This window comes from Kineococcus sp. TRM81007 (assembly GCF_022669155.1).
Lineage (GTDB): Bacteria > Actinomycetota > Actinomycetes > Actinomycetales > Kineococcaceae > Kineococcus.
Map to the genome: position 1 here is coordinate 488,779 of NZ_JALBVB010000056.1, position 23,923 is coordinate 512,701.

The window sequence follows — 23,923 nt, forward strand, 5'->3', positions numbered from 1 at the left end:
CGTGACGACCACACCTGAAGAGAACGAGCAGCACGCGACGCAGCCGGCGTCGAACGGCGGCACCACCCGGCCCCGGCGCCGCAGGGCGGCCAGCCGCCCCGCCGGGCCCCCGGTCCGCGTCGAGCCCCCGGTGGAGGCCGCCACCGAGCAGCCGAGCGCCACCGAGCAGCCGAGCGGCGAGACCGCCGTCGACCGGGCCGCGCCGGCCTCGACCGCCCCCGAGGCGGTGGAGCCCGCGAGCAGGGTCGACGAGGCTCGTGGGGAGAGTGCCGAGGAGGCTCCCGCCACGGCCCCCCGGCGCCGAGCGCGCCGCGCCACGCGCCGCAGCGGCAGCCCGGTCGCCGAGCAGCCGGTGGGGGAGCCGGTCGAGCAGCCGGTCGAGCAGCCGGTGGGGGAGGTCGCCGGTGCGGCCGTCGAGCAGACCGTCGCCACGGCGCCGGGCGGCGCGGACCCGGACCCGGAGCCGGCGCCGACCCGGCGCCGCCGGGCCACCCGGGCCACCCGGTCCCGCGCGGCCGCGGCCGCCGAGCAGCCCGTCGAGCAGCCCGTCGAGCAGCCCGTCGAGCAGCCCGTCGAGCAGCCCGTCGAGCAGCCCGTCGAGCAGCCCGTCGAGCAGCCCGTCGAGCAGCCCGTCGAGCAGCCCGTCGTGGTGGTGACCGCTGAGCAGGAGGCCCAGCCCGACCCGCAGGACCTCATGGACGACCCCGTCCTGCTGCGTGCCGCCGGCCTGGCCCGCGCCCGCAGCGACGCCGAGCGCGCCGCCGACGCGGCCGCCCGTGCGACCGCCGTCTTCTTCCAGGCGCCCGCCGTCGAGGAGGCGCCCCGCCGCAGCCGCCGGGCGTCCGCGCCCGCAGGGCCCCCGCGCCCCGCTGACGACCGCGCAGCCGAGGACGAGGGTGCCCTCGAGCCCCCGACCACCGCCCCCGAGGCGGAGGAGGCCGAGGAGGCCGAGGAGGCCCAGCGTGCCGGGGACGTGGGCGACGTCGAGGACGCCCGTGGCGCCGAGGACGTGGACGACGCCGGCACGGACGACGAGGGCGCCGGTCGCAAGCGCCGTCGCCGTGGTGGCCGGGGTCGCCGCGGCCGCTCCCGCGAGGACGCCGAGCGTCCCGAGGGTGAGGACGAGGCCGTCGACGACGGCTCGGACGACCGCCCGGGCGACCGCTCCGGTGGCGCCCGTGACGACGCGGCGGAGGACAGCGGGGACGCGGAGGACTCCGAGGACGCCGACGAGGACGACGGCCGGGACACCGGCGCGGACGAGTCCTCCGGCTCCTCCCGCCGCCGCCGCCGTCGCCGTCGCCGCAGCAGCGGCGCCGAGGGCGACGAGCCGTCGGCGGACGACCCGCCGAACACCGTGGTGCGGGTGCGCGAGCCGAGGCGCGGCCGCGGCACCGGCACCGGCGAGGACGAGATCACCGCGCTGAAGGGCTCCACCCGCCTGGAGGCGAAGAAGCAGCGCCGCCGTGAGGGGCGCGAGCAGGGCCGCAAGCGCGCGATCCTCACCGAGGCGGAGTTCCTGGCCCGGCGCGAGAGCGTCGAGCGGGTCATGGTGGTGCGCGAGAAGGACGGCGTCACCCAGATCGGCGTGCTCGAGGACGGCATCCTCGTCGAGCACTACGGCGCCCGGAAGGCGCAGACCACGATGGTCGGCAACGTCTACCTCGGCCGCGTGCAGAACGTGCTGCCGAGCATGGAGGCGGCGTTCGTCGACGTCGGCAAGGGGCGCAACGCCGTCCTGTACGCCGGTGAGGTCAACTGGGACGCCGCGGGGCTCGAGGGCCAGCCGCGGCGCATCGAGGCCGCGCTGAAGTCCGGCGACCCCGTCCTCGCGCAGGTCACCAAGGACCCCGTCGGCCACAAGGGGGCCCGGCTCACCAGCCAGGTCTCCCTGCCCGGCCGCTACCTGGTCTACGTCCCGCGCGGCTCCATGACCGGCATCTCCCGCAAGCTGCCCGACACCGAGCGCTCGCGGCTGAAGAAGGTCCTCAAGAAGGTCGTGCCCGAGGGCGCCGGCGTCATCGTGCGGACGGCCGCCGAGGGCGTGGCCGAGGAGGAGCTGGCCGCGGACGTGCAGCGCCTGCAGGCCACGTGGGAGGCGATCCAGGCCAAGGCCTCCTCCAAGAACGCCCCCGTGCTGCTGCACGGCGAGCCGGACCTGACGGTGCGGGTCGTGCGGGACGTCTTCAACGAGGACTTCTCCAAGCTCGTCGTCTCCGGCGACGAGGCGTGGTCGACGGTGCACGGCTACGTCAGCGACGTCGCCCCCGACCTGGCCGGGCGGCTGGAGCGGTGGGAAGGCGAGGACGACGTCTTCGCCGCGCACCGCGTCGACGAGCAGCTGCAGAAGGCGCTCGGGCGCAAGGTGTGGCTCCCCTCGGGCGGCTCGCTGGTCATCGACCCCACCGAGGCCATGCACGTCATCGACGTCAACACCGGCAAGTTCACCGGCTCCGGCGGCACGCTGGAGGAGACGGTCACCCGCAACAACCTCGAGGCGGCCGAGGAGATCGTGCGCCAGCTGCGGCTGCGCGACATCGGCGGGATCATCGTCATCGACTTCATCGACATGGTCCTGGAGTCCAACCGGGACCTGGTGCTGCGCCGGCTGGTGGAGTGCCTGGGCCGCGACCGCACCAAGCACCAGGTCGCCGAGGTGACCTCGCTGGGCCTGGTCCAGATGACCCGCAAGCGCACCGGGCAGGGCCTGGCCGCCGTGCTGGAGGAGCTGGAGACCGCGACCGCCGACAGCGGCTCCGGCGGCGGGGGCTCGAACGGCTCCGGCGGCAACGGGCCGGACAACGGGTCCGGTGGGGGCAACGGCTCCGGCAACGGCTCCGGCGGCAGGTCCCGGGGCCGGCGGGGCCGCGGCGCCAAGGAGGGGCGCGCCGAGCAGGAGAGCCCCGCGCAGCCCGTCCCGGACGAGGAGCCGGGGCCCGCCAAGGACCCGGCCGTGCTCGCCGCCATCGCGGCGGTCGCGGCGGCCGGCCGCAGGGACGCGTCCGCCGTGGCCGTCGAGGCCGTCGAGGCTGCCCGCGAGGTCCTCGCCGACGCGCCCGGTGGCGTGGTGGACCCCTCCGAGGGAGGGGCCGAGCCGATCCCCGCGGAGGGGTGAGGCGAGTCGTTTTGACCCCCGGGGGCGGCGTTCCGTACGCTTGACCCTTGGTGCGCCATCGTGCGCGAGCCCTGGTCCGCCGTCCGGTGGGCCGGTGGCGTTCCAGTTCGTGACGAGAGAAACGGGTTCGTTGTGGTCTACGCCATCGTCCGCGCCGGCGGCCGGCAGGAGAAGGTCTCGGTCGGCGACGTGCTGACCATCGACCGGGTCGCCGTCCCCAGCGGTCAGACCCTGCAGCTGCAGCCGCTGCTCCTCGTCGACGGGGAGACCGTCACCCACGACGCCTCCGCGCTGTCGGGGGTCAAGGTCGTCGCCGAGGTGATCGAAGGGGCCCGCGGTCCCAAGATCACCATCCTGAAGTACAAGAACAAGACCGGGTACCGCAAGCGCCAGGGGCACCGCTCCAAGCTGACCCGTGTCAAGATCACCAGCATCGGGGAGTGACGTCAGCTCATGGCACACAAGAAGGGCGCGAGCTCCTCGCGCAACGGTCGTGACTCCGCAGCGCAGCGCCTCGGCGTGAAGCGCTTCGGCGGCCAGGTCGTCGGCGCCGGCGAGATCATCGTGCGTCAGCGCGGCACCCACTGGCACCCCGGTGCCGGCGTGGGCCGCGGTGGCGACGACACGCTGTTCGCGCTGGTCCCGGGCGCCGTCGAGTTCGGCACCCGCCGCGGCCGCAAGGTCGTCAACGTCGTCGCGGGCGAGTGACGACGCACCAGCAGTGACACGGAGGGGCGGGCCGGGCATCCGGTCCGCCCCTCCGTGCGTCGCACCCAACGGGCAGCGCACCTCGCGCCCCGCCCCGCCCCGCCCGCCGCACGGCCGCCGGGGTCCAGCAGTCCCCACAGAGCCGGAGAGCCACATGTCGTCCGCCACGTCCCCCACGTTCGTGGACCGGGTCGTCCTGCACGTCGCGGGCGGTGACGGCGGCAACGGCTGCGCGTCGGTGCACCGCGAGAAGTTCAAGCCCCTCGGCGGTCCCGACGGCGGCAACGGCGGCCGCGGCGGTGACGTCGTCCTCGAGGTCGACCCCCAGGTGACGACCCTGCTGGACCTGCACCGCCGCCCGCACCGCAGCGCCCCCGACGGCCGCTTCGGCATGGGCAGCAACCGCAGCGGGGCCGAGGGCGAGGACCTCGTCATCGGCGTGCCCGACGGCACGATCGTGCGCTCCGCGAAGGGCGAGCTGCTGGCCGACATGGTCGGCGTCGGCACCCGCTTCGTGGTCGCCGCCGGCGGCCGCGGCGGCCTGGGCAACGCGGCGCTGGCCTCCCCGCGCCGCAAGGCCCCCGGCTTCGCCCTGCTCGGCGAGCCCGGTGACTCCCGCGACGTCGTGCTGGAGCTGAAGACGCTCGCCGACATCGCGCTCGTCGGCTTCCCCAGCGCCGGCAAGTCCAGCCTCGTGGCGGCGCTGTCGGCGGCCCGCCCGAAGATCGCCGACTACCCGTTCACCACGCTCGTGCCGAACCTCGGCGTCGTGGAGGCCGGCGAGACCCGCTTCACCGTCGCCGACGTGCCCGGCCTCATCCCCGGCGCCAGCGAGGGCCGGGGCCTCGGCCTGGACTTCCTGCGCCACGTCGAGCGCTGCGTCGCGCTCGTGCACGTCCTCGACGGCGCGAACCTGGAGGCGGACCGCGACCCGGTCGGCGACCTGGAGGCCATCGAGAAGGAGCTGGCCGCCTACCGCGTCGACGACGGCACCGTGCCCCTGCAGGACCGGCCGCGGCTGATCGTGGTGAACAAGGCGGACGTGCCCGACGCGCGGGACATGGCCGAGATCGTGCGCGCCGACCTGGAGAGCCGCGGAGCCCCCGTCTTCGTCGTCTCCGCGGTCTCGCACGCCGGGCTGCGGGAGCTGAAGTTCGCCATGGCCCAGGTCGTCGAGGCCGCTCGCGCCGCCGCCCCGGCAGCGGTGCCCACCCGGGTCGTGATCACCCCGGCGGCCGTGGACGAGGCCGGCTTCACCGTCACCCGCGAGGAGTACGGCGACGAGGTCACCGGCGGCGTCCGCTACCGGGTCCGCGGCCAGAAGCCGCGCCGCTGGGTGCGCCAGACCGACTTCACCAACGACGAAGCCGTCGGTTACCTGGCCGACCGCCTCGCCCGCCTGGGCGTGGAGGACGAGCTGTTCAAGGCCGGTGCGGTCCCCGGCGCCGAGGTCGTCATCGGCGACGAGGACGACGCCGTCGTCTTCGACTGGGAACCCACGATGCTCTCCGGCGCCGAGGTCCTCGGCCAGCGCGGCAGCGACCTGCGCCTGGAGGACCACTCCCGCCCCACCCGCGCCGCCAAGCGCGAGCAGGAGCGCGAGCGCCGCGCCGCGAAGGCGGCCGCGCGCGGCGAGCTGGAGGCCGAGCGCCGCGCCGGCCACTGGACCGCCGACGACTCCACCGACGACTCCACCGACGTGGCTGCCGACGCGGCCGCCGACGTGGAGGGCGAGGACGACGCCTCGGACGGGGCAGCCCGCAGGTGAGCGACCACGACGGCGGCACGGGCGGGCGCGAGGCGTTGCGGCGCGCCCGCCGGGTCGTCGTCAAGGTCGGCTCCTCCTCGCTGACCACCGCGGCCGGCGGGCTGGACGCCGCGCGCCTGGACGCCCTCGTGGACGTGCTCGCGCAGCGCCGCACCGCCGGCGGCGAGGTCGTGCTCGTCTCCTCCGGCGCCATCGCCGCCGCCCTGGCCCCCCTGGGCATGCCCAAGCGGCCCCGCGACCTGGCCAGCCAGCAGGCCGCCGCCAGCGTCGGGCAGGGGCTGCTGCTGGCGGAGTACACGCGCGCCTTCGCGCACGCCGGTCTGACCGTCGGTCAGGTCCTGCTGACCGCCGAGGACGTGGCGGGGCGCACCCGCTACGGCAACGCCCAGCGGACCCTGGAGCGGCTGCTGGCCCTCGGGGTGGTGCCGGTCGTCAACGAGAACGACACCGTCGCCACCCACGAGATCCGCTTCGGCGACAACGACCGCCTCGCCGCGCTCGTCGCGCACCTCGTGCGCGCCGACGCCCTCGTCCTGCTCAGCGACGTCGACGCCCTGTACGACGCACCGCCGTCGCTGCCCGGGTCGCGCCGGCTCGGGCTGGTGCGCGGCCCGGAGGACCTCGCCGGGGTCACCGTCGGCTCCGCCGGGGCGGCTGGCGTGGGCACCGGCGGCATGGCCACGAAGGTCGAGGCGGCGAGCATCGCCGTGGCCGCGGGGGTGCCGGCGCTGGTGACCTCCGCGGCGCTGGCCCGCGAGGCGCTCGCCGGTGAGGACGTCGGCACCTGGTTCGCCGTCCCGCCCGCGCGCACGTCCCGCCGCGGCACCCGGCAGCTGTGGCTGGCCCACGCCGCCAGCCCCGCCGGACGCCTCGTCCTCGACGAGGGCGCGGTGCGCGCCGTGCGCGAGCGGCGCTCCTCGCTGCTGCCCGCCGGCGTGCTCGGCCTCAGCGGCCGCTTCCGCGCGGGTGATCCGGTGGACCTCGTCGACGGAAACGGCCGCGCGCTGGCGCGCGGGCTGGTGAACTACTCCTCGGAGGAGCTGCCGGACATGCTCGGCCGCTCGACGCGCGAGCTGGCCCGGCAGTGGGGGCCGGCGTACGAGCGCGAGGTGGTCCACCGCGACCACCTGGTGCTCCTGGGACGTCCGTGAGGTGCGCGCAGCGAGGAGCCGGAGTTGGGTGAGCCGCCGTTGTCGCTGTGGTCGGTGACGCTCACGCTGGCCGGGGCGCAGGTGGACGTCGGCGAGCTGCGCGCCGCCCTGGACCGCCTGGTGGGCCAGCACCCGTTCCTGTCGAGCATCCGCTACAGCGACAGCCGTGCCGAGGTGCGCTACTGGGACGAGGCCCGCGACGTCGACGACGCCGCCGCGATGGCCGTGCGGCTGTGGCCGGACCACCGCACCAGCGCCGGGTTGCCGGCCTGGGACGTGGTGGGCGTGGAGGTGGTGGACAAGGCCACCGTGGAGCACCGGGCGGCCCAGCGGCAGCGGGGCCTGCTGCGCGTGCCGCGCCGCTCGCGCCCGGCGCGCCCGGGACCGGAGCTGCTGGGGGACGTCGCCCCCTGGTGAGCGGCGGGCGCCTGCCGGCACCCGCCCCGCCGTAGGCTGGGGCCATGACCGCTCTGGCCGAGACCACCACCGGGAGCAGCGACGTCACCGAGGCGGTCCTGGGGACCTGCCGCCGGGCGAAGGTGGCCTCGCGGCCGCTGCGGCTGGCCACGCGCGCGGCCAAGGACGCCGCGCTGCTGGCCGTGGCCGACGCCCTGGAGGCCGCCACCGCCCGGATCGTGGCCGCGAACGCGGAGGACCTCGAGCGCGGGCGAGCGGCCGGCACCTCCGAGCACCTGCTGGACCGGCTGGCGCTGGACGCCGGCCGCGTCGCCGCCCTGGCCGCGGCGGTGCGCGAGGTCGCGGCCCTGCCGGACCCGGTGGGGGAGGTGGTGCGCGGTTCCACGCTGCCCAACGGGCTGCGTCTGCGCGAGCTGCGGGTGCCGATGGGCGTGCTGGGCGTGGTGTACGAGGCCCGCCCGAACGTCACCGTGGACGTGGCGGTGCTGGCGCTCAAGAGCGGCAACGCCGTGGTGCTGCGCGGCGGGTCGGCGGCGATCAGCACCAACACCGTCCTCGTGGACGTGGTGCGCGCCGCGCTGGAGGCCTCGGGCCTGCCGGCGGACGCGGTGCAGGGCATCGACGAGCACGGCCGCGACGGCGTGGGGGTGCTGCTGACGGCGCGCGGGCTGGTGGACCTGCTGGTGCCGCGCGGCGGCGCCGAGCTGATCCAGCGGGTGGTGCGCGAGGCCACCGTGCCGGTCATCGAGACGGGCGTGGGCAACTGCCACGTCTACGTGGACGCCTCCGCCGACCTCGCGCAGGCCGTCGAGGTCGTGCTGAACGCCAAGACGTCGCGCCCCAGCGTGTGCAACGCCGCCGAGACGGTGCTGGTGCACTCGGCGCTGGCGGCCGACTTCCTCCCGACGCTGCTGCGCGCGCTGACCGGCGCGGGCGTGCGGCTGCACGCCGACGAGCGCGCCCTGGCGGCTGCGCGGGCGGCCGGGGTGGCCGCCGAGCCGGTCACCGACACCGACTGGGCCGCGGAGTACCACGGCCTGGAGATCGCCGTGGGCGTCGTGGACTCGGTGGAGGCGGCGGTGGACCACATCGGCCGCTGGTCCTCCGCGCACACCGAGGCGGTCATGGCCACCGACGTGCGCGTGAGCGACTACTTCTGCGCCGCGGTGGACTCCGCGGTCGTGGCCGTCAACGCCTCCACCCGCTTCACCGACGGCGGGGAGTTCGGCCTGGGCGCCGAGGTCGGCATCTCCACCCAGAAGCTGCACGCCCGCGGACCCATGGGGCTGGCGGAGCTGACCACCACGACCTGGCAGGTGCTCGGCGACGGGCACGTGCGCGCCTGACGCTCAGCCGCCCGCCTCGTCGACGCCGTCCTCCAGCGTGTCGACGGCGACGAGGTAGGCCGGCCGGCCCTGCAGCTGCACGTACAGCCGGCCGACGTACTCGCCGAGCACGCCCAGGCACAGCAGCTGCAGCGTGCCCGCGCCCGCGACCACCACGAGGGTGGAGGTCCACCCCGGCACGGTGGAGCCCGCGGCGAAGGACACCAGCGCGTACACCAGCAGCAGCGAGGTGAGGGCGGCGCCGCCCAGCCCGAAGATGCTCGCCAGCCGCAGCGGGGCGGTCGAGGACCCGGTGATGGCGTCCAGCGACAGCCGCACCATGCGGCGCAGCGGGTACTTCGTGCGCCCGGCGCCGCGGGCGGCGCGCGCGTACGGCACGCTCGCGGCGCGGAAGCCCAGCTCCGGCACCACCAGGCGCAGGACGCGGTGCTGCTCGGGCAGCTGCAGCACGGTGTCGACGACGGTGCGGCTCGTGTAGCGGAAGTCGCCGGCCTGCGACGGGGCGGTGCCGCCCAGCGCCCGCACCAGCCGGTAGAACGCCGCCGCCGTCAGGCGCTTGAAGCGCCCGTCCACCGAGCGGTCGCTGCGCACCGCGTAGACGACCTCGACGGGACCCCCCGGGTCTGCCGGGTCCCCGGAGGCGGCGGCCAGGAGGTCCGGCAGCAGCTCCGGGGGGTCCTGCAGGTCGGCGTCCATGGTGACCACGCCGCGGCGGCCGCGGGCGCGGGCCAGCCCGGCCGACAGCGCCGCCTGGTGCCCGGAGCCGGCGCGCAGCCGCACGACGCGCAGCTGCGGCCACGCGCGCCGCGCCCGCGCCAGCACCACCGGCGTGGCGTCGGTGCTGCCGTCGTCGACGACGAGCACCTCGTACCCGGCGAGGCCGCCGGTCACGAGGCCGTCGAGCACGGGCCGCAGCCGCGCCACCAGCTCGGGCAGCACCTCGGCCTCGTCGCGCGCCGGCACGACGACGGTCAGGTCGGGGTCGGCGGCACGGGTGGGCGGGGCGGGCACGCCGCGATCCTGCCGCACCTCCGGGCGGCGGCGCCGGGACGGGGCGTGCGAGACTGGGCCCAGCACCGCACGGACTCCGGAGGACACCCCATGCTGAACGCCCTGGCCGCCGCCCAGACCGCCGAGGAGTCGCACGGCTGGGAGGGCCACCTGCCGATGGCGCCCATCGCCTTCGCGATCGTCGCGGCCTGCATCATGCTGGCGATGCTGCTGGTGGCGTGGGCCTTCCGCAGCGTGGGCACCCGCCACTGAGCGCCGGGCAGGAGCGCCGCCCGCGCCTGGGCGTGATGGGCGGCACCTTCGACCCGATCCACCACGGTCACCTGGTCGCCGCCAGCGAGGTCGCGGCCCGGTTCGACCTCGACGAGGTCGTCTTCGTGCCGACGGGCCGGCCGTGGCAGAAGTCGCGCGGGGACATCGCCCCGGCGGAGCACCGCTACCTGATGACGGTCATCGCCACGGCCTCGAACCCGCGGTTCACCGTCTCGCGCATCGACGTCGAGCGCGAGGGGTTCACGTACACGATCGACACGCTCCGCGAGCTGCACCAGCTGCGCCCGGACGCGGACCTGTTCTTCATCACGGGTGCCGACGCCCTGGCGCAGATCCTGCAGTGGAAGGACGTCGCCGAGCTGTGGTCGCTGGCCCACTTCGTGGGTGTCAGCAGGCCGGGCCACGCCCTCAGCGACGACGGCCTGCCGCTGGACGGGGTGAGCCTGCTGGAGGTGCCGGCCCTGTCCATCTCCTCCACGGACTGCCGCCGGCGCGTCGCCGAGGGGCTGCCGGTCTGGTACCTCGTGCCCGACGGCGTCGTGCAGCACATCACCAAGCACGGCCTGTACCGCGACGGCGGGGGAGACGTGCGCCCGGGCGTGGGACAATCGGGGGAGAAGACCTGATCGTCCCCGGGCCACCGGCCCGGACCACCCGAGGAGCCCCGTGCCCGCATCCGAGCGAGCCCTCGAGCTGGTGACGGCCGCCGCTGCTGCGGCCGTCGACAAGCTCGCCACCGACGTCACCGCCCTGGACGTGTCCGACCAGCTGTTCATCACCGACGCCTTCCTGCTGGCCTCGGCCCCGAACGAGCGGCAGGTGCGGGCGATCGCCGAGGCGGTCGAGGAGAAGCTGCTGCCGCTGCGCGCCAAGCCGGTGCGCCGCGAGGGTGAGCGCGAGGGCCGCTGGGTGCTGCTGGACTTCATCGACGTCGTCGTGCACGTCCAGCACGCCGAGGAGCGCGAGTACTACGCGCTGGAGCGGCTCTGGAAGGACTGCCCCGTCATCGAGGTGCCCACCGCGGCGGCCGTCCCCGGAGACGCGCAGGGGTGAGCGCCGCCACCGTCGTGCTGTGGCGGCACGGCCGCACCCGCTCCAACGCGGAGAACCGCTTCCAGGGGCAGCTCGACGTCCCGCTGGACGAGGTGGGGCGCGCCCAGGCCGCGGCCTCGGCCGCGCACCTGGCGCCGCTGGTGGCGGCCGGTGCGACGACCCTGGTGGCCTCCGACCTCAGCCGCGCGCTGGACACCGCCCGCGCGCTGAGCGCCCTGACGGGCCTGGAGCCGCGGCTGGACCCCGCGCTGCGGGAGGTGCACGCGGGGCGGTGGCAGGGGCTGCTGCACTCGGAGATCACCGCCTCGTGGCCGGAGGACTACGCCGTCTGGCGCGGCGGCGGGGGAGACGTGCGCGCCGGTGACGGGGAGAGCCGCGCCGAGGTCGCCGCGCGCACCGCGGGGGCCGTGGAGCGGCACGCGGCCGGCGTCCCCGACGGGGGCACCCTCGTCGTCGCCTCGCACGGCGCCGCGCTCAAGGGGGCCCTGCTGCGGCTGCTGGGCCTGGAGCTGTCCGCCTGGTCGGCGTTCGCGGGCTTCCGCAACGCGCACTGGGCGGTGCTGGCGCGCGGCCGGCACGGGTGGGTGCTCGGTGAGTACAACGCCGGCCCGCCCGGGGCGGGCGAGGGCGCCGAGGGCTGAGGCCTGCAGCCGCCCGGCAGGGTGTGGTCACGACCGCTCCCGAGGATGCGGTAGAGTTCTTCTCGTTGCCGCGGGGGAAACCCGGGGGAACGAGCAAGGGGCTGTGGCGCAGCTGGTAGCGCACCTCCATGGCATGGAGGGGGTCAGGGGTTCGAGTCCCCTCAGCTCCACAGGGTGAAGGCCCCGGACGAGAGTCCGGGGCCTTCGTCGTGTCCGGGCGGTCAGGCTCGCGTCCGGTCGGCCAGCGCGCGGACCACCGCGACCTCGGCGGCTCGCAGCGGGGAGCCGGTCACGCCCGGGCCGGTCCGCGCAGCTGGGCGACACCCGCGCCGGTCCCCGGAGTGCCCCTCAGGAGCGCGGAGGGGGAGACCACCCGAGCGCGGGGGCGACGTGGCGGACGACGGTCTCGAGCAGGTGCAGGTTGTACTCCACGCCCAGGGCGTTGGGGACGGTCAGCAGCAGGGTGTCCGCCTCCCGCACTGCCGCGTCCTTCGCGAGGTCCTCGGCGACGCGGTCCGGTTCGCCGACGTAGCTCTTGCCGAAGCGCGCCAGGCCCGGCTCGCCGAGGGAACCGACCTGGTCGGTGCTGCCGACCTCGCCGCCGAAGTACGCCCGGTCCTCGTCGGTGACCAGGGGCATCACGCTGCGGCTGACGGACACCCGCGGCTCACCCGGGTGGCCCGCCTGCGACCACGCCTGCCGGAAGAGCGCGATCTGCTCGGCCTGCAGCTCGTCGAACGGGACGCCGGTGTCCTCGGTGAGCAGGGTGGAGCTCATGAGGTTCATGCCCTGCTCACCGGCCCAGCGGGCGGTGGCACGGGTGCCCGAGCCCCACCAGACGCGCTGGGACAACCCCGGGGCCTGGGGCTGCACCGGCAGCGGCACGGAGCGTCCCGTCATCCGCGGGTCGGAGAGCGCCACGCCCTCGCCGGCGATCGCGCGGCGGAAGAGCGCGGTGTGCCGGCGGGCCATGTCCGCGCCGCTCTCGCCCTCGGCGGGCACGTGCCCGAACGCGGCCGGCCCGTCCAGGGCCGGTTCGGGTGAACCCCGGCTGACACCCAGCTGCAGGCGCCCGCCGGAGAGCAGGTCCACCTGCGCGGCCTCCTCGGCCATGTACAGGGGGTTCTCGTAGCGCATGTCGATCACGCCGGTGCCGAGCTCGATGCGGGACGTGCGCGCGGCCACCGCCGCCAGGACGGGGAACGGCGCCGCCTGCTGGCGGGCGAAGTGGTGCACCCGCACGTAGGCGCCGTCGACGCCGAGCTCCTCGGCGCCGACGGCCAGCTCGACGGTCTGCAGGAGGGCGTCGCGCGCCGTGCGGGCCCGCGAGCCGGCCACGGGCTGGTGGTGGCCGAAGGTGAGGAACCCGATGCGCTTCACGACACGTTGAACGCGCAACGACCACCGGGTGTTCCACCCCGCGCCGGGCAGGATGGGTGCGTGACAGAGCAGCGCCAGAGCCCGCCCCGCCCCGCCCTGTCCCTGGAGCTGCGCGAGCGCGTCTCCAAGGACACCCGCCTGTGCATCTCGCTGTCGGGCCGGCCCAGCGACCTCGGCACCCGCTTCCACAACTTCCTGTACGCCGAGCTGGGCCTGGACTTCGTGTACAAGGCGTCCACCACCGGCGACGTCGCCGCCGCGGTCGCCGGCATCCGCGCCCTGGGGATCCGCGGCTGCGGGGTGTCGATGCCCTTCAAGGAGGCCGTCATCCCCCTCGTCGACGAGCTGACGGCCTCCGCCGCCGCGATCGACTCGGTGAACACGATCGTCAACGACGACGGCCACCTCGTGGCGCACAACACCGACTACCTCGCCGTGGTGAACCTGCTCGCCGCCCACGGCGTGCGGCCGGACGGCCCGGCCGTGGTGCTCGGCAGCGGCGGCATGGCCAAGGCGTGCCTGGCGGCGCTGCGCGACGGCGGCTTCGCCGACCTGACCGTCGTGGCCCGCAACGAGCAGGCCGGCCCGGCCCTCGCCGGCGCCTACGGGGCCCGGTGGGTGCCGGAGGCGTCGGACCTGCGCCCGGCGCTGCTGGTCAACGCCACCCCCGTCGGCATGACCGGCGGCGAGGACGCCGACCGGCTGCCCGCCCCGCGCGAGGTGGTGGCCGCCGCGGCCGCCGTCGTGGAGGTCGTCGCGGTGCCCGCGGAGACGCCCCTGGTGCGCCTGGCCCGCGAGCTCGGCGCCGAGGTCGTCACCGGTACCGAGATCGCGGCGGTGCAGGCCGCCGAGCAGTTCGCCCTCTACACGGGGGTGCGGCCCACGGACGAGCAGGTGCGCCGGGCCGGGGAGTTCTCCCGCGCCCGCTGACCCCGTCCGCGCCCGGCATCACCCGCACGCCGCATCCAGTCCACGCCCGCGACGGCCGACACAGTCGCCGTGAGCGTCCAGCGACCGCGCCCCGCCGCGCCCCCGGTCCCGCCCGAGCGCCGTCGGCACCTGCTGGTGGCCGGTGTCCCGGCCGCGGGCGTCCTGGGCGTGGTCCTGGCCGGTCTGCTGCCGGTGCGGGTCGCGGCGGTCGCCGCGGGAGCCGTGGTCGCCGCGGTCTGCCTGCTGGTCCTGGCGCGGGCGCTGCTGGTGGCCCTGCGCTCGCGCGCGGAGTCGGAGGAGTCCCTGGTGCGCCTGCACGCCGAGCTGCACGCGGCGCGCGACGAGAGCGTCAAGGACCCCCTCACCGACCTGCTCAACCGCCGTGGGCTGCTGCTGCTCGGGCACCAGGTCATCGAGTCCGCGCGCCGCTCCGGCGGGGCGGTGCACGCCTGCGTCGTGGAGGTCACGCCCGCGGTGGTGCTGGGGGTGCCGGCCGGGCACCCGGGCCGGGCGGGTGAGCAGCGCGCCGACGACTGGCGCGCCGTCGCCGCGTCCCTGCGCGGGGCCACCCGCACCACCGACGTGGTCGCGCGGGAGGACGAGGGCCGCTTCCTGGTGCTGGGGCCGGGCGCCGGCCTGCACGCCCAGGAGCTGGAGCGCCGGGTGCGGGTGGGCCTGGCCCAGCAGCGGCTGGGCGGGGGCACCGGCGACGGGGAGGCCTCGCCGCGGCTGTCCGTCGAGGTGGGCGCCGCGGTCCTCGCGCCGTGGGACGACGGCGGGGTGGGTGACCTGCTGGTGCGTGCCGAGCAGTCCCTGGCGCAGCGGCGCGCCCTGCGCCGCAGCGTGCCGCAGCACGGCTGGGGCCGGCGGCGCGGGGACCGGCGCACCGGGGGCGGCACGGGCAGCGGCGCCCCGGGGGGCGGCGCCGGCGCCGGCGGCACCGAGCGCCCGGGGGGCTGAGGTCACGCGCTAGGCTGGTGGCGTGCGGACCCGCCGACTCCTCGCCGGACCGCGCTGAGCGGCTGCGGACGCAGCGCCGGCGCGGTGACCCCTCCTGAGCGAGGGGTTTTCCCATGTCGGGGGCGGGACCGGGCGCACGCGGCCCACCAGGAGGACGAGATGACGCAGACCGAGGCGGGGACCGGCGTCCCCGCGGCCCACGAGCCCGAACGGGACGGCGAGCGCTACGACGCGCACGCCCTGCAGGAGAAGTGGCTGCCGGTCTGGGACGAGCTCAAGCCCTTCCGCAGCGGCGAGCCGGGCGACACCCGGCCCAAGAAGTACGTGCTCGACATGTTCCCGTACCCCTCCGGCGACCTGCACATGGGTCACGCCGAGGCGTACGCGCTGGGCGACGTCATCGCGCGGTACTGGCTGCAGCGCGGCTTCGACGTCATGCACCCCATCGGCTGGGACGCCTTCGGCCTGCCGGCGGAGAACGCGGCCATCAAGCGCGGCCTGGACCCGCGGGCGTGGACGTACGACAACATCGCCCAGCAGCGGGCGTCGATGCGCCGCTACGCGTGCTCCTTCGACTGGGACCGCGTGCTGCACACCTCCGACCCCGAGTACTACAAGTGGAACCAGTGGCTGTTCCTGAAGCTGTACGAGCGGGGCCTGGCCTACCGCAAGGACTCCCTGGTCAACTGGGACCCGGTGGACCAGACGGTGCTGGCCAACGAGCAGGTGATGCCCGACGGCACGTCCGAGCGCTCCGGCGCCAAGGTCGTCAAGAAGAAGCTGACCCAGTGGTACTTCCGCATCACGGAGTACGCGGACCGCCTGCTGGACGACCTGGACACCCTCGAGGGCACGTGGCCCTCGAAGGTCATCAGCATGCAGCGCAACTGGATCGGCCGTTCCAGCGGCGCCGAGGTCGAGTTCGCCATCGAGGGCCGCGAGCAGCCGGTGACCGTGTACACCACGCGCCCGGACACGCTGCACGGCGCGACGTTCATGGTGGTCGCGGCCGACTCCGACCTGGCGGAGGAGCTGGCCGCCGACGCCGAGCCGGCCGTTCGCGCCGCGTTCGAGGAGTACCGCACGCAGGTGCAGGAGACCTCCGAGATCGACCGGCTGGCCACCGACCGGGAGAAGACCGGCGTGCCGCTGGGGCGGTTCGCGGTCAACCCCGTCAACGGTGAGCGGCTGCCGATCTGGGCCGCCGACTACGTGCTGGCCGACTACGGCACCGGCGCCATCATGGCCGTGCCCGCCCACGACCAGCGCGACCTGGACTTCGCCCGCGCCTTCGGCCTGCCGGTGCGCGTGGTCGTGGACGTGCGCGACGCCGAGGGGAACGCGCTGCCCGACCCCGCGGAGTCGGGCACCGCGACCGCCGGCGACGGCGTGCTGGTCAACTCCGGCGAGCTGGACGGCCTGGACAAGGCCGCCGGCGTCGCGAAGGCGATCGAGCTGCTCCAGGCGGCCGGCAAGGGCCGCGCCGCGAAGAACTACCGGCTGCGCGACTGGCTGATCTCCCGCCAGCGCTACTGGGGAACCCCCATCCCGATCGTCCACACGGACAGCGGCGAGGTCCCCGTCCCCGAGGACCAGCTGCCGGTGCTGCTGCCGCCGAGCGAGGGGCTGAACCTGACCCCGAAGGGCACCTCCCCGCTGGGGGCCGCCGAGGACTGGGTGAACGTGCCCAGCCCGGTCGACGGCACGCCCGCCCGGCGCGACCCGGACACGATGGACACGTTCGTCGACTCGTCCTGGTACTTCCTGCGGTTCGTCTCCCCGGAGGACGACACCCAGCCGTTCGACCGAGACCTCATCGCGCAGTGGGGCCCGATCGACCAGTACGTCGGCGGCGTGACCCACGCGATCCTGCACCTGCTGTACGCGCGGTTCATCACCAAGGTGCTGCACGACATGGGGTACCTGCCGTTCGACGAGCCGTTCGCCCGGCTGCTGAACCAGGGCATGGTCCTCATGGAGGGCTCGGCGATGAGCAAGTCCAAGGGCAACATCGTGCGCCTGTCCGACCAGCTGGACGAGCACGGCGTGGACGCGGTGCGCCTGACGATGTCGTTCGCGGGCCCGCCCGAGGACGACATCGACTGGGCCGACGTGTCCCCGTCGGGGTCGGCGAAGTTCCTGGGCCGCGCGTGGCGGCTGGCGCGCGACGTCACCTCCGAGCGCGGTGCCGACCCGACGGCCGGTGACGCGGCCCTGCGGGCGGTGACGCACCGCTCGGTGCACGAGATCACCCAGCACGTCGAGGCGTACCGGTTCAACGTGGCCGTCGCCCGTCTCATGGAGCTGGTCAACGCCACCCGCAAGGCGATCGACTCCGCCGACGTCGGCCCGGCCGACCCGGCGGTGCGCGAGGCGACCGAGGCGGTGGCGGTGGTCCTGAGCCTGTTCGCGCCGTACGCGGCGGAGGACATGTGGTCGCTGCTGGGGCACGAGCCGGCCGTGGCGCGCGCCGGCTGGCCGGTCGTCGACGAGTCGCTGCTGGTGCAGGAGACGGTGACGTGCGTGGTGCAGGTCAAGGGCAAGGTCCGTGACCGCCTGGAGGTCGCTCCCGACATCACCGAGGACGCGCTGCGCGAGCTGGCGCTGGCGAGCGAGAAGGTGCAGGCGGCGATCGGCGGCGCCGAGCTGCGCACCGTCGTGGTGCGCGCCCCGAAGCTGGTGAACATCGTCCCGGGGCCGGGCGTCAGGCCTGCGCGGCCTTCGCCTCCCAGCCGGGCAGGTCCTCCTCGGCGATCGGGTAGCCGGGGAACCGGGTCAGCCGCACCAGCGGGATCGCGCGCATCATCTGCCCGCTGTGCGGGTCGTCGAGCATCGCCGTCCACTGGCCCTCGCCCAGAGCCTCGCGGACCAGCGGGCCGGTGACGGGGTGCTGCAGCCACGCGTCGACGGGGGACTCGCCCGTCAGCGGGACCGTGACGTCGTCGCCGTCGAGGGTCACCACCTCGGTCAGGCGCACGTCGCGCGAGGACGCCCCGACGCGGACCTGGAACTCGCCGCCCTCGACGACCCAGCGGCCGGCGGCGGTGTGCCAGAACGCGAACGCGCGCCGGTCCAGCGCGATGGTGGCGGTGCCGCTCTCACCGGGGGCGAGGGTGAGGCGGGCGAACCCCTTCAGCTCCTGCTCGGGCCGGTACGCGCTGGTGACCGGGTCGCTGACGTAGACCTGGACGGTCTCGGTGCCCGCGACGTCGCCGGTGTTGGTGACGGTCACGGTGACCTCCGCGCCGTTCCCGTCCGGGCGCACCGACAGGTTCGAGTAGGCGAACGTCGTGTAGGACAGGCCGTGCCCGAACGGGTACGCGACCGGCAGGGCGTGCGCGTCGTACCAGCGGTAGCCGATGAGCAGGCCCTCGCCGTAGCGCACGTGGCCGTGCTCGCCGGGGAAGTTCCCGACGGTCGGGTTGTCGTGGTGGCTGACGGGGATCGTCTCGGCGAGGCGGCCGGAGGGGTTCACCGCACCCGTGAGCAGGTCGGCGACGGCCCCGCCGCCGGCCTGGCCCAGCAGCCAGGTCTCCAGCAGCGCCGGCACCTGCTGCTGCCACGGCTCGACCGTCACCGCGGAACCGTTGGAGAGCACGACGACGACCTTCGCGTTCGCCGCGGCGACGCGCCGCAGCAGTTCGACCTGGGCGGCGGGCAGGTCCATGTGATCGCGGTCGTAGCCCTCGGACTCGTAGCGCGGCGGCAGGCCGAGGAACACCACGGCGACCTCGGCGGCCGCCGCCGCGGCGACGGCCTCGTCGGCCAGCGCGGCGTCGAGGTCCTCGGAGTCCGGGTCGTAGCCGGCGGCGAAGACGACGTCGCGGGAACCCTCGAACACGGTCCGCAGGGCGGTGAGCGCGTCGTCGAGGCGGGTGGGGTTGACCTGCGAGGAACCGGCTCCCTGGTAGCGGGGGGTGCGGGCGAACTCGCCGATCACCGCGACGGTGCCCCCGGCCGGTGCCAACGGCAGCAGGGGAGCGCCGTCCACGGGCTCGTTCCGCAGCAGCACCGCGCTGGCGGTGGCGGCCTCGCGGGCCAGTGCGTGGTGCGCGTCGACGTCCACGGTGCCGGGCTCGGCCAGGGCCGGGGCCGCCTTCTCGAGCAGTTCCAGCACGCGGCGCGCGGCGAGGTCGACGTCGGCCTCGGACAGCGTGCCGGCGGCGACCGCGTCGAGGATCCGCCGCGTGCCGCTGCCGCCGGAGGACGGCATCTCCAGGTCCAGGCCGGCGCGCACGCCGTCCTCGCGCACGTTCACCGCGCCCCAGTCGGAGACGACCAGGCCCTCGAAACCCCACTCCTCGCGCAGCACCCGCGTCAGCAGCCACGGGTCCTCGGAGGCGTACACGCCGTTGATCCGGTTGTACGAGCACATGACGGTCCACGGCTGGGCGGTGCGCACGACCCGCTCGAAGGCCGTCAGGTAGATCTCGCGCAGCGTGCGCTCGTCCACGTCGGCGGAGACGGTCATGCGCTCCGTCTCCTGGTTGTTGGCCGCGAAGTGCTTCAGGGAGGTGCCCACGCCCTGGCTCTGCACGCCGTCGACCATCGCGGCGGCCAGGTCACCGGCGAGCACCGGGTCCTCGGAGAAGTACTCGAAGTTGCGCCCGCACAGCGGGGTGCGCTTCATGTTCACGCCCGGGCCCAGCAGGACGGCGACCCGCTCGGCGCGGGTCTCGCGGCCCAGGGCCTCGCCGACGCGACGCAGCAGGGAGGTGTCCCAGGAGGAGGCCAGCCCGGCGGCTGGCGGGAAGCAGGTCGCCGGGACGCTGGCGTTCAGCCCGAGGTGGTCGGCGCCCTCGGCCTGCTTGCGCAGGCCGTGCGGGCCGTCGGTGACCATCACGGCCGGGACGCCGAGGCGCTCGACGGGCTGGGTGTGCCAGAAGTCGGAGCCGTCGAGCAGCGACGCCTTCTCCTCGAGGGTGAGCTGGGCGAGGAGCTCGGGGACGCGGGAGCCGGCCGGGGCCGGGGTGGGGACGGCGTTGTCGGTCATGCGGCGCACCGTACCCCCAAAACCGACCAGGTGGTAGGCATTGGGTTGGTGAGCTGGTAGACACTCCCCGTGCAGCGCAGCGGGGCGGGGACCGGGGACGACGCGGGGCGCGGTGCGCGCGCCGACGGGTACGCCAAGGGGCGCGAGCGGCGTCGGCTGATCCTGGACGAAGCCGTGCGCCTGTTCGGCGAGTCCGGCTACCGCGCCGCCTCGCTGCGCGAGCTGGCTGCGCGCTGCGGCCTCTCGCACGCCGGGCTGCTGCACCACGTCGGCAGCAAGCAGGCCCTGCTGCTGGCGGTCCTGGAGCACCGCGACGCCCTCGACGCCGCCGAGTTCGCGCTCGTCGAGCGCAGCGGGGCGGACCGGCTGCACGCCCTCGTGGAGGTGGCGTGCCGCAACGCCGCCCGCCCCGGCATCGTCGAGCTGTTCACGGTCCTCTCCGCCGAGGCGACCGCCCCCGGCCACCCCGCCCGCGCCTTCTTCGCGGAGCGGTACGCGTGCACCGTGGAGCAGGTGCGCTCGGCGTTCGCGGACTGCGCGCACCCCGACCCCGCCTCCGCCGCCCGCCGCCTCGTGGCGGTCATGGACGGGCTGCAGGTGCAGTGGCTGCTGGACCGGGACGGCCTCGACATGGCTGTCCAGGTCGAGCAGCACCTGGCGGCCGAGCTCGCGCGCGTTCCCCAGGCGGGCACCGGCGACCGCGGTCCACAGCCCGGCGGCTGACCCGCTGCCCACCGGGGTGCGCGCACCTAGCGTCCCCGCGTGCCCCCGCCCCCGCTGTCCGACCGCGTCGCCGCGGCCCGCGCCCGCGCCCTGGCGCAGCGCCAGCTGCGCACCCCGGCCGGGCCGCCGGGGCGCGGCGGTCCCGGCGCGGGGTTGCCCGCGTTGCTGGGCGAGGCGCTGCAGCGCGTGGAGGACCGGGTGCCGCCGGGGGTGCGGGCGCTGCGCTGGCGCGTGGGGCCGCGCGCCGCCGCCGGGGTGGTGCTCGTGGTCGCCCTGCTGGCCGCCGGCCTGGGAGCCCTCGCCTGGGCCACCTGGCCGGGCGGGGCGCCCGCGACGGCCCCCGGGCAGGTCGTGCCCACCCGCACCGGCGCCCCCGCTCCCTCCACCCCCTCCAGCGGCGCCACCGGGGCGGCGGCCCCCGCGACGCCGGCGGGTGCGTCGGCGGCCACGCCCGCCACGACGGCCGTCGCGACGTCCACCGGCACCGTCGTCGTCCACGTCGCCGGCCGGGTCCTCCAGCCCGGTCTGGTGACCCTGCCCGCCGGCAGCCGCGTCGCCGACGCGCTGGGCGCGGCCGGCGGTGCCGCGCCCGAGGCCGACCTCGCCGCGCTCAACCTCGCCCGCCCTCTCACCGACGGCGAGCAGGTCCTCGTCCCCGCCCCCGGGGAGGTCGCCGTGCCCGCCCCCGCGGCGCCGCCCCCGCAGGCCGGGGCCGCGGCGGGAGCGGTGCCCGCAGCGGTGGTGGACCTCAACACCGCCACCGCGGAGCAGCTCGACGCCCTGCCCGGCATCGGTGAGGTCCTCGCCGGGCGGATCGTCGCCTGGCGGCAGGACAACGGCCGCTTCACCTCCGTGGAGGAGCTGGGGGAGGTGCCGGGGATCGGCCCCAAGCTGCTCGACGGCGTCCGCGACCTCGTGCGCGCGTGAGCACCGCGCCGCCCACCCCCACCGACGTGCCGCGGCCGCCGGTGCCGCTGGACCTGCGGCTGGTCGCGGCCGCGCTGGCCGGGTGGGGCGCGGCCGCGTGGGCCCCCACCGCCGGGCCGTCCGCCCGCGCCGCGCTCGTCGTCGCCGCCGTCGTGCTCCTGCTCGCCCTGACCGCCCTCGCGCTGCGCCGGCGCGGCGCCCGGCTCGCGCTCGTGGCCACCGCGCTCGTCGCCGTGCTGGCGTCGGTGGTGGTGCAGCAGGCGCGCGCCACCACCGGCGACCTGCCCCGGTGGGCCGAGCGCCGGGCGGTCGCCGAGGTCGTCGCCGAGGTCCGCTCCGACCCGCGTCCCCTCGGCGCGGTGCGCTCGGGGGCGCCCGAGCGCGTCGTGGCCGACGTGCACCTGACCGAGGTGCTGGTGCGCGGTCGGCGCCTGGAGGTGGCCGCCCCGGCGGCGGTGTTCGCCGACGCCGGCGGCTGGAGCGCGCCCGTCGGCGCCACGGTGCGGCTGACGGCCCGCCTCGCGCCGGCGGAGACGGGGGAGCGGGCCGTGGTGCTGCTGCACGCGCGCGCTCCCGCCCGCGCGGCCGCCCCGGCGGGGGCCGTGCACCGCGCCGCCGAGCACCTGCGGGCCGGGTTGCGGGCGGCCTGCGCCGGGCTGCCCGCCGACGCGCGCGGGCTGCTGCCCGGCCTGGTCGCCGGCGACACCTCCGCCCTGCCGGCCGACCTGGAGGCCGACATGCGAGCGGTCGGCCTGAGCCACCTCACGGCCGTCAGCGGCTCCAACACCACCCTCGTCGTGGGCGCCCTCGTGCTGGCGGCCTCCTGGCTGGGTCTGGGGCGGCGCCTGCGCCTGGTCGCCGCCGGTGCCGGCCTGGCCGGTTTCGTGGTGCTGGCCCGCCCCGAGCCCAGCGTGCTGCGCGCCGCCGTCATGGGCGCGGTGGGCCTGACCGGCCTGCTCGCGGGCCGGCCGGTGCGCGGGGTGCCCGTGCTCGCGGGGGCGGTGCTGGTGCTGCTGGTGGCCGATCCGTGGCTGGCGCGCGAGGTGGGGTTCGTGCTCTCGGTGCTCGCGACCGCGGGGTTGCTGCTGCTGGCCCGGCCGTGGGCGGCGCGCCTGCAGGACGCCGGGGTGCCGCGCGCGCTGGCCCACGCCCTGGCCGTGCCGGCGGCGGCGCAGGCGGTGTGCGGCCCGGTCGTCGTCCTGCTGACCCCGTCGGTGCACCCGCTGTCCCTGCCGGTCAACGTCCTGACGGCGCCGGCGGTCGCCCCCGCGACGGTGCTCGGGCTGCTGGTGACCCTCGTCGCGGTGGTGTGGCCGTCGGGGGCGGCCGTGCTCGTGCAGCCGGCCGGGTGGGCGGTGGGGTGGATCGCGCTCTTGGCCCGTCGCGCGGCGGACGTGCCCGCGGCGGTGCCCGTGCCCGCCGGGGCGGCCGGTGCCGTGGTCGTCGCCCTGGGCACGCTGCTGCTGCTCCTCGTCGTCGCTGCGCTGCTGCGCGGCCGGAGGGCCGGGCCGTCGCGCCGGCGGTGGCTCGCCGCAGCTGCGGCGCTGGCGCTGTGCGCCGCGGTGCTGGTGCGCTGCGCCCCCCGCTGGGGCGGTCCCGCCGGGCCGTGGCCCGCGCCGGACTGGCTGGTCGTCGGCTGCGACGTGGGGCAGGGCGACGCGGTGGTGCTGCGCTCCGGACCGCGCTCGGCGGTGCTGGTGGACGCCGGTCCCGACCCCGAGCTCGTCGACGGCTGCCTGGAGCGCCTGGACGTGCGGCGGCTGGACGCGGTGGTCCTGACCCACCCGCACGCCGACCACGTCGACGGCCTGCCCGGCGCCGTGCGCGACCGGGAGGTGGGGCAGGTGCTCGTCCCCCCGCTCACCGTGGCGCCGGCCTCGGAACGGGTGGCCCGCACCGCCGCGGCCGCCGGTGCACCGGTGCGGGTCGCCGCCGCGGGTTCGGCCGGCACCGCCGGGCAGGTGAGCTGGACGGTGCTCGCCCCCGGCCCCGTCGCCGCCGCGACGGTGGACCCGGACTCCTCCCGGGTCAACGACGCCAGCCTCGTGCTCCTCGCCGAGGTCGCCGGCGTGCGCGTGCTGCTGACCGGGGACCTGGAGCCGGACGGCCAGCGCCGGCTGCTGCGCACGGCCGCCACCTGGCCCGGCGGGACGGTCGTGGACGTCGTCAAGGTCGCCCACCACGGTTCGCCACGGCAGGAACCGGACCTGTACGCCGCGCTGCGCCCGCGCGTGGCGCTGATCGAGGTGGGGGCCGTGAACGACTACGGCCACCCCGCCGCGCAGACGCTCGGCGTCCTCGACGCGCTGGGCGCCCGCACCCTGCGCACCGACCGCGACGGCGATGTCGCCGTCGCGGGCACCGCCGAGCGGCTGCGCACCCTCGGGCGCGGGTCCGACCCGCGCCAGGCCGAGCGCCGCGCCCGCCACTCCACCGGGTGACGCCACCGGGTGACGCCACCGGGTGACGCCACCGGGTGACGCCGGCAGGTGACGCCGCCGGGGAGTGTGGGCGGCGGGTGGCAGGC

General features: G+C 76.4%; 19 protein-coding genes, 1 tRNA gene and 1 pseudogene. 18 read left to right on the forward strand and 3 right to left on the reverse strand.

The window, feature by feature from the left end; genetic code table 11:
* Window position 1 precedes the first annotated feature (1 nt).
* The 7 genes from MN205_RS22030 to MN205_RS16480 all read left to right on the forward strand — a co-directional run bounded on the left by MN205_RS22030 (window position 2) and on the right by MN205_RS16480 (window position 8,505).
* Entirely contained in the window at window positions 2–3,115 is a 3,114-nt protein-coding gene (locus MN205_RS22030; protein ID WP_242129227.1) for an Rne/Rng family ribonuclease, read from the forward strand.
* Between the two features lie 132 nt (window positions 3,116–3,247).
* Window positions 3,248–3,559 (forward strand): 50S ribosomal protein L21, encoded by a 312-nt coding sequence (rplU, locus tag MN205_RS16455; RefSeq protein ID WP_242129229.1) that lies wholly within the window; start codon window positions 3,248–3,250, stop codon window positions 3,557–3,559.
* A gap of 9 nt (window positions 3,560–3,568) precedes the next feature.
* Entirely contained in the window at window positions 3,569–3,823 is a 255-nt protein-coding gene (gene rpmA, locus MN205_RS16460) for a 50S ribosomal protein L27 (protein ID WP_242129231.1), read from the forward strand.
* 154 nt (window positions 3,824–3,977) lie between these two features.
* Window positions 3,978–5,591 carry a GTPase ObgE gene (gene obgE / locus MN205_RS16465; protein ID WP_242129233.1) on the forward strand — a complete coding sequence of 538 codons (1,614 nt, stop codon included), beginning with the start codon at window positions 3,978–3,980 and terminating at the stop codon, window positions 5,589–5,591.
* A complete protein-coding gene (gene proB / locus MN205_RS16470) occupies window positions 5,588–6,742 on the forward strand; it encodes a glutamate 5-kinase (RefSeq protein ID WP_242129236.1) in 1,155 nt (384 codons plus the stop codon). The genes obgE and proB overlap by 4 nt, the downstream gene beginning before the upstream one ends.
* Before the next feature lie 24 nt (window positions 6,743–6,766).
* Window positions 6,767–7,159 (forward strand): hypothetical protein, encoded by a 393-nt coding sequence (locus tag MN205_RS16475; RefSeq protein WP_242129237.1) that lies wholly within the window; start codon window positions 6,767–6,769, stop codon window positions 7,157–7,159.
* 44 nt (window positions 7,160–7,203) lie between these two features.
* Complete coding sequence (locus MN205_RS16480) at window positions 7,204–8,505, forward strand: glutamate-5-semialdehyde dehydrogenase (RefSeq protein WP_242129240.1); 1,302 nt, start codon at window positions 7,204–7,206, stop codon at window positions 8,503–8,505.
* Window positions 8,506–8,508: 3 nt separating this feature from the next.
* On the opposite strand, the gene MN205_RS16485 is transcribed toward MN205_RS16480, so the two are convergent.
* Entirely contained in the window at window positions 8,509–9,516 is a 1,008-nt protein-coding gene (locus tag MN205_RS16485; RefSeq protein ID WP_242129242.1) for a glycosyltransferase family 2 protein, read from the reverse strand.
* A 90-nt stretch (window positions 9,517–9,606) separates the two neighbouring features.
* On the opposite strand from MN205_RS16485, the gene MN205_RS16490 reads away from it, so the two are divergent.
* The 5 genes from MN205_RS16490 to MN205_RS16510 all read left to right on the forward strand — a co-directional run bounded on the left by MN205_RS16490 (window position 9,607) and on the right by MN205_RS16510 (window position 11,653).
* Window positions 9,607–9,768 carry a hypothetical protein gene (locus MN205_RS16490; RefSeq protein WP_242129245.1) on the forward strand — a complete coding sequence of 54 codons (162 nt, stop codon included), beginning with the start codon at window positions 9,607–9,609 and terminating at the stop codon, window positions 9,766–9,768.
* Complete coding sequence (gene nadD, locus MN205_RS16495) at window positions 9,765–10,415, forward strand: nicotinate-nucleotide adenylyltransferase (protein WP_255820398.1); 651 nt, start codon at window positions 9,765–9,767, stop codon at window positions 10,413–10,415. Before MN205_RS16490 ends, nadD begins: the two co-directional genes overlap by 4 nt.
* A 40-nt stretch (window positions 10,416–10,455) precedes the next feature.
* The gene (gene rsfS / locus MN205_RS16500; RefSeq protein WP_242129249.1) at window positions 10,456–10,842 is read left to right on the forward strand and encodes a ribosome silencing factor; all 387 of its coding nucleotides are present in this window, start codon (window positions 10,456–10,458) and stop codon (window positions 10,840–10,842) included.
* On the forward strand, window positions 10,839–11,483 hold the full coding sequence (locus tag MN205_RS16505) for a histidine phosphatase family protein (protein ID WP_242129250.1): 645 nt from the start codon (window positions 10,839–10,841) through the stop codon (window positions 11,481–11,483). The genes rsfS and MN205_RS16505 overlap by 4 nt, the downstream gene beginning before the upstream one ends.
* 97 nt (window positions 11,484–11,580) lie before the next feature.
* Window positions 11,581–11,653 (forward strand) — tRNA-Ala (locus tag MN205_RS16510).
* 178 nt (window positions 11,654–11,831) lie between these two features.
* Here the strand turns inward: MN205_RS16510 and MN205_RS16515 are convergent.
* Window positions 11,832–12,863 (reverse strand): LLM class flavin-dependent oxidoreductase, encoded by a 1,032-nt coding sequence (locus tag MN205_RS16515; protein WP_242129252.1) that lies wholly within the window; start codon window positions 12,861–12,863, stop codon window positions 11,832–11,834.
* 60 nt (window positions 12,864–12,923) lie between these two features.
* Here MN205_RS16515 and MN205_RS16520 point away from each other — a divergent pair, with 60 nt between their 5' ends.
* From MN205_RS16520 to leuS, 3 genes and pseudogenes are all read left to right on the forward strand, one after another.
* On the forward strand, window positions 12,924–13,793 hold the full coding sequence (locus MN205_RS16520; protein WP_242129254.1) for a shikimate 5-dehydrogenase: 870 nt from the start codon (window positions 12,924–12,926) through the stop codon (window positions 13,791–13,793).
* A 69-nt stretch (window positions 13,794–13,862) separates the two neighbouring features.
* A complete protein-coding gene (locus MN205_RS16525) occupies window positions 13,863–14,753 on the forward strand; it encodes a hypothetical protein (RefSeq protein WP_242129256.1) in 891 nt (296 codons plus the stop codon).
* Window positions 14,754–14,912: 159 nt separating this feature from the next.
* Window positions 14,913–17,453: pseudogene (gene leuS, locus MN205_RS16530) on the forward strand (leucine--tRNA ligase); the annotation flags it as partial.
* A gap of 4 nt (window positions 17,454–17,457) precedes the next feature.
* Here leuS and MN205_RS16535 read toward each other — a convergent pair.
* Window positions 17,458–19,746 (reverse strand): glycoside hydrolase family 3 C-terminal domain-containing protein, encoded by a 2,289-nt coding sequence (locus tag MN205_RS16535; protein WP_242738818.1) that lies wholly within the window; start codon window positions 19,744–19,746, stop codon window positions 17,458–17,460.
* Between the two features lie 69 nt (window positions 19,747–19,815).
* Between MN205_RS16535 and MN205_RS16540 the strand changes: the two genes are divergently transcribed.
* Genes MN205_RS16540 through MN205_RS16550 form a run of 3 tightly spaced genes read left to right on the forward strand, consistent with a single transcriptional unit; the run spans window position 19,816 to window position 23,837 of the window.
* Window positions 19,816–20,469: a TetR/AcrR family transcriptional regulator gene (locus tag MN205_RS16540; RefSeq protein WP_242129260.1), complete on the forward strand. Its 654-nt coding sequence runs from the start codon at window positions 19,816–19,818 to the stop codon at window positions 20,467–20,469.
* Between the two features lie 39 nt (window positions 20,470–20,508).
* Window positions 20,509–21,396 (forward strand): ComEA family DNA-binding protein, encoded by an 888-nt coding sequence (locus MN205_RS16545; protein ID WP_242129263.1) that lies wholly within the window; start codon window positions 20,509–20,511, stop codon window positions 21,394–21,396.
* On the forward strand, window positions 21,393–23,837 hold the full coding sequence (locus tag MN205_RS16550; RefSeq protein ID WP_242129265.1) for a ComEC/Rec2 family competence protein: 2,445 nt from the start codon (window positions 21,393–21,395) through the stop codon (window positions 23,835–23,837). The genes MN205_RS16545 and MN205_RS16550 overlap by 4 nt, the downstream gene beginning before the upstream one ends.
* Window positions 23,838–23,923: the final 86 nt, after the last annotated feature.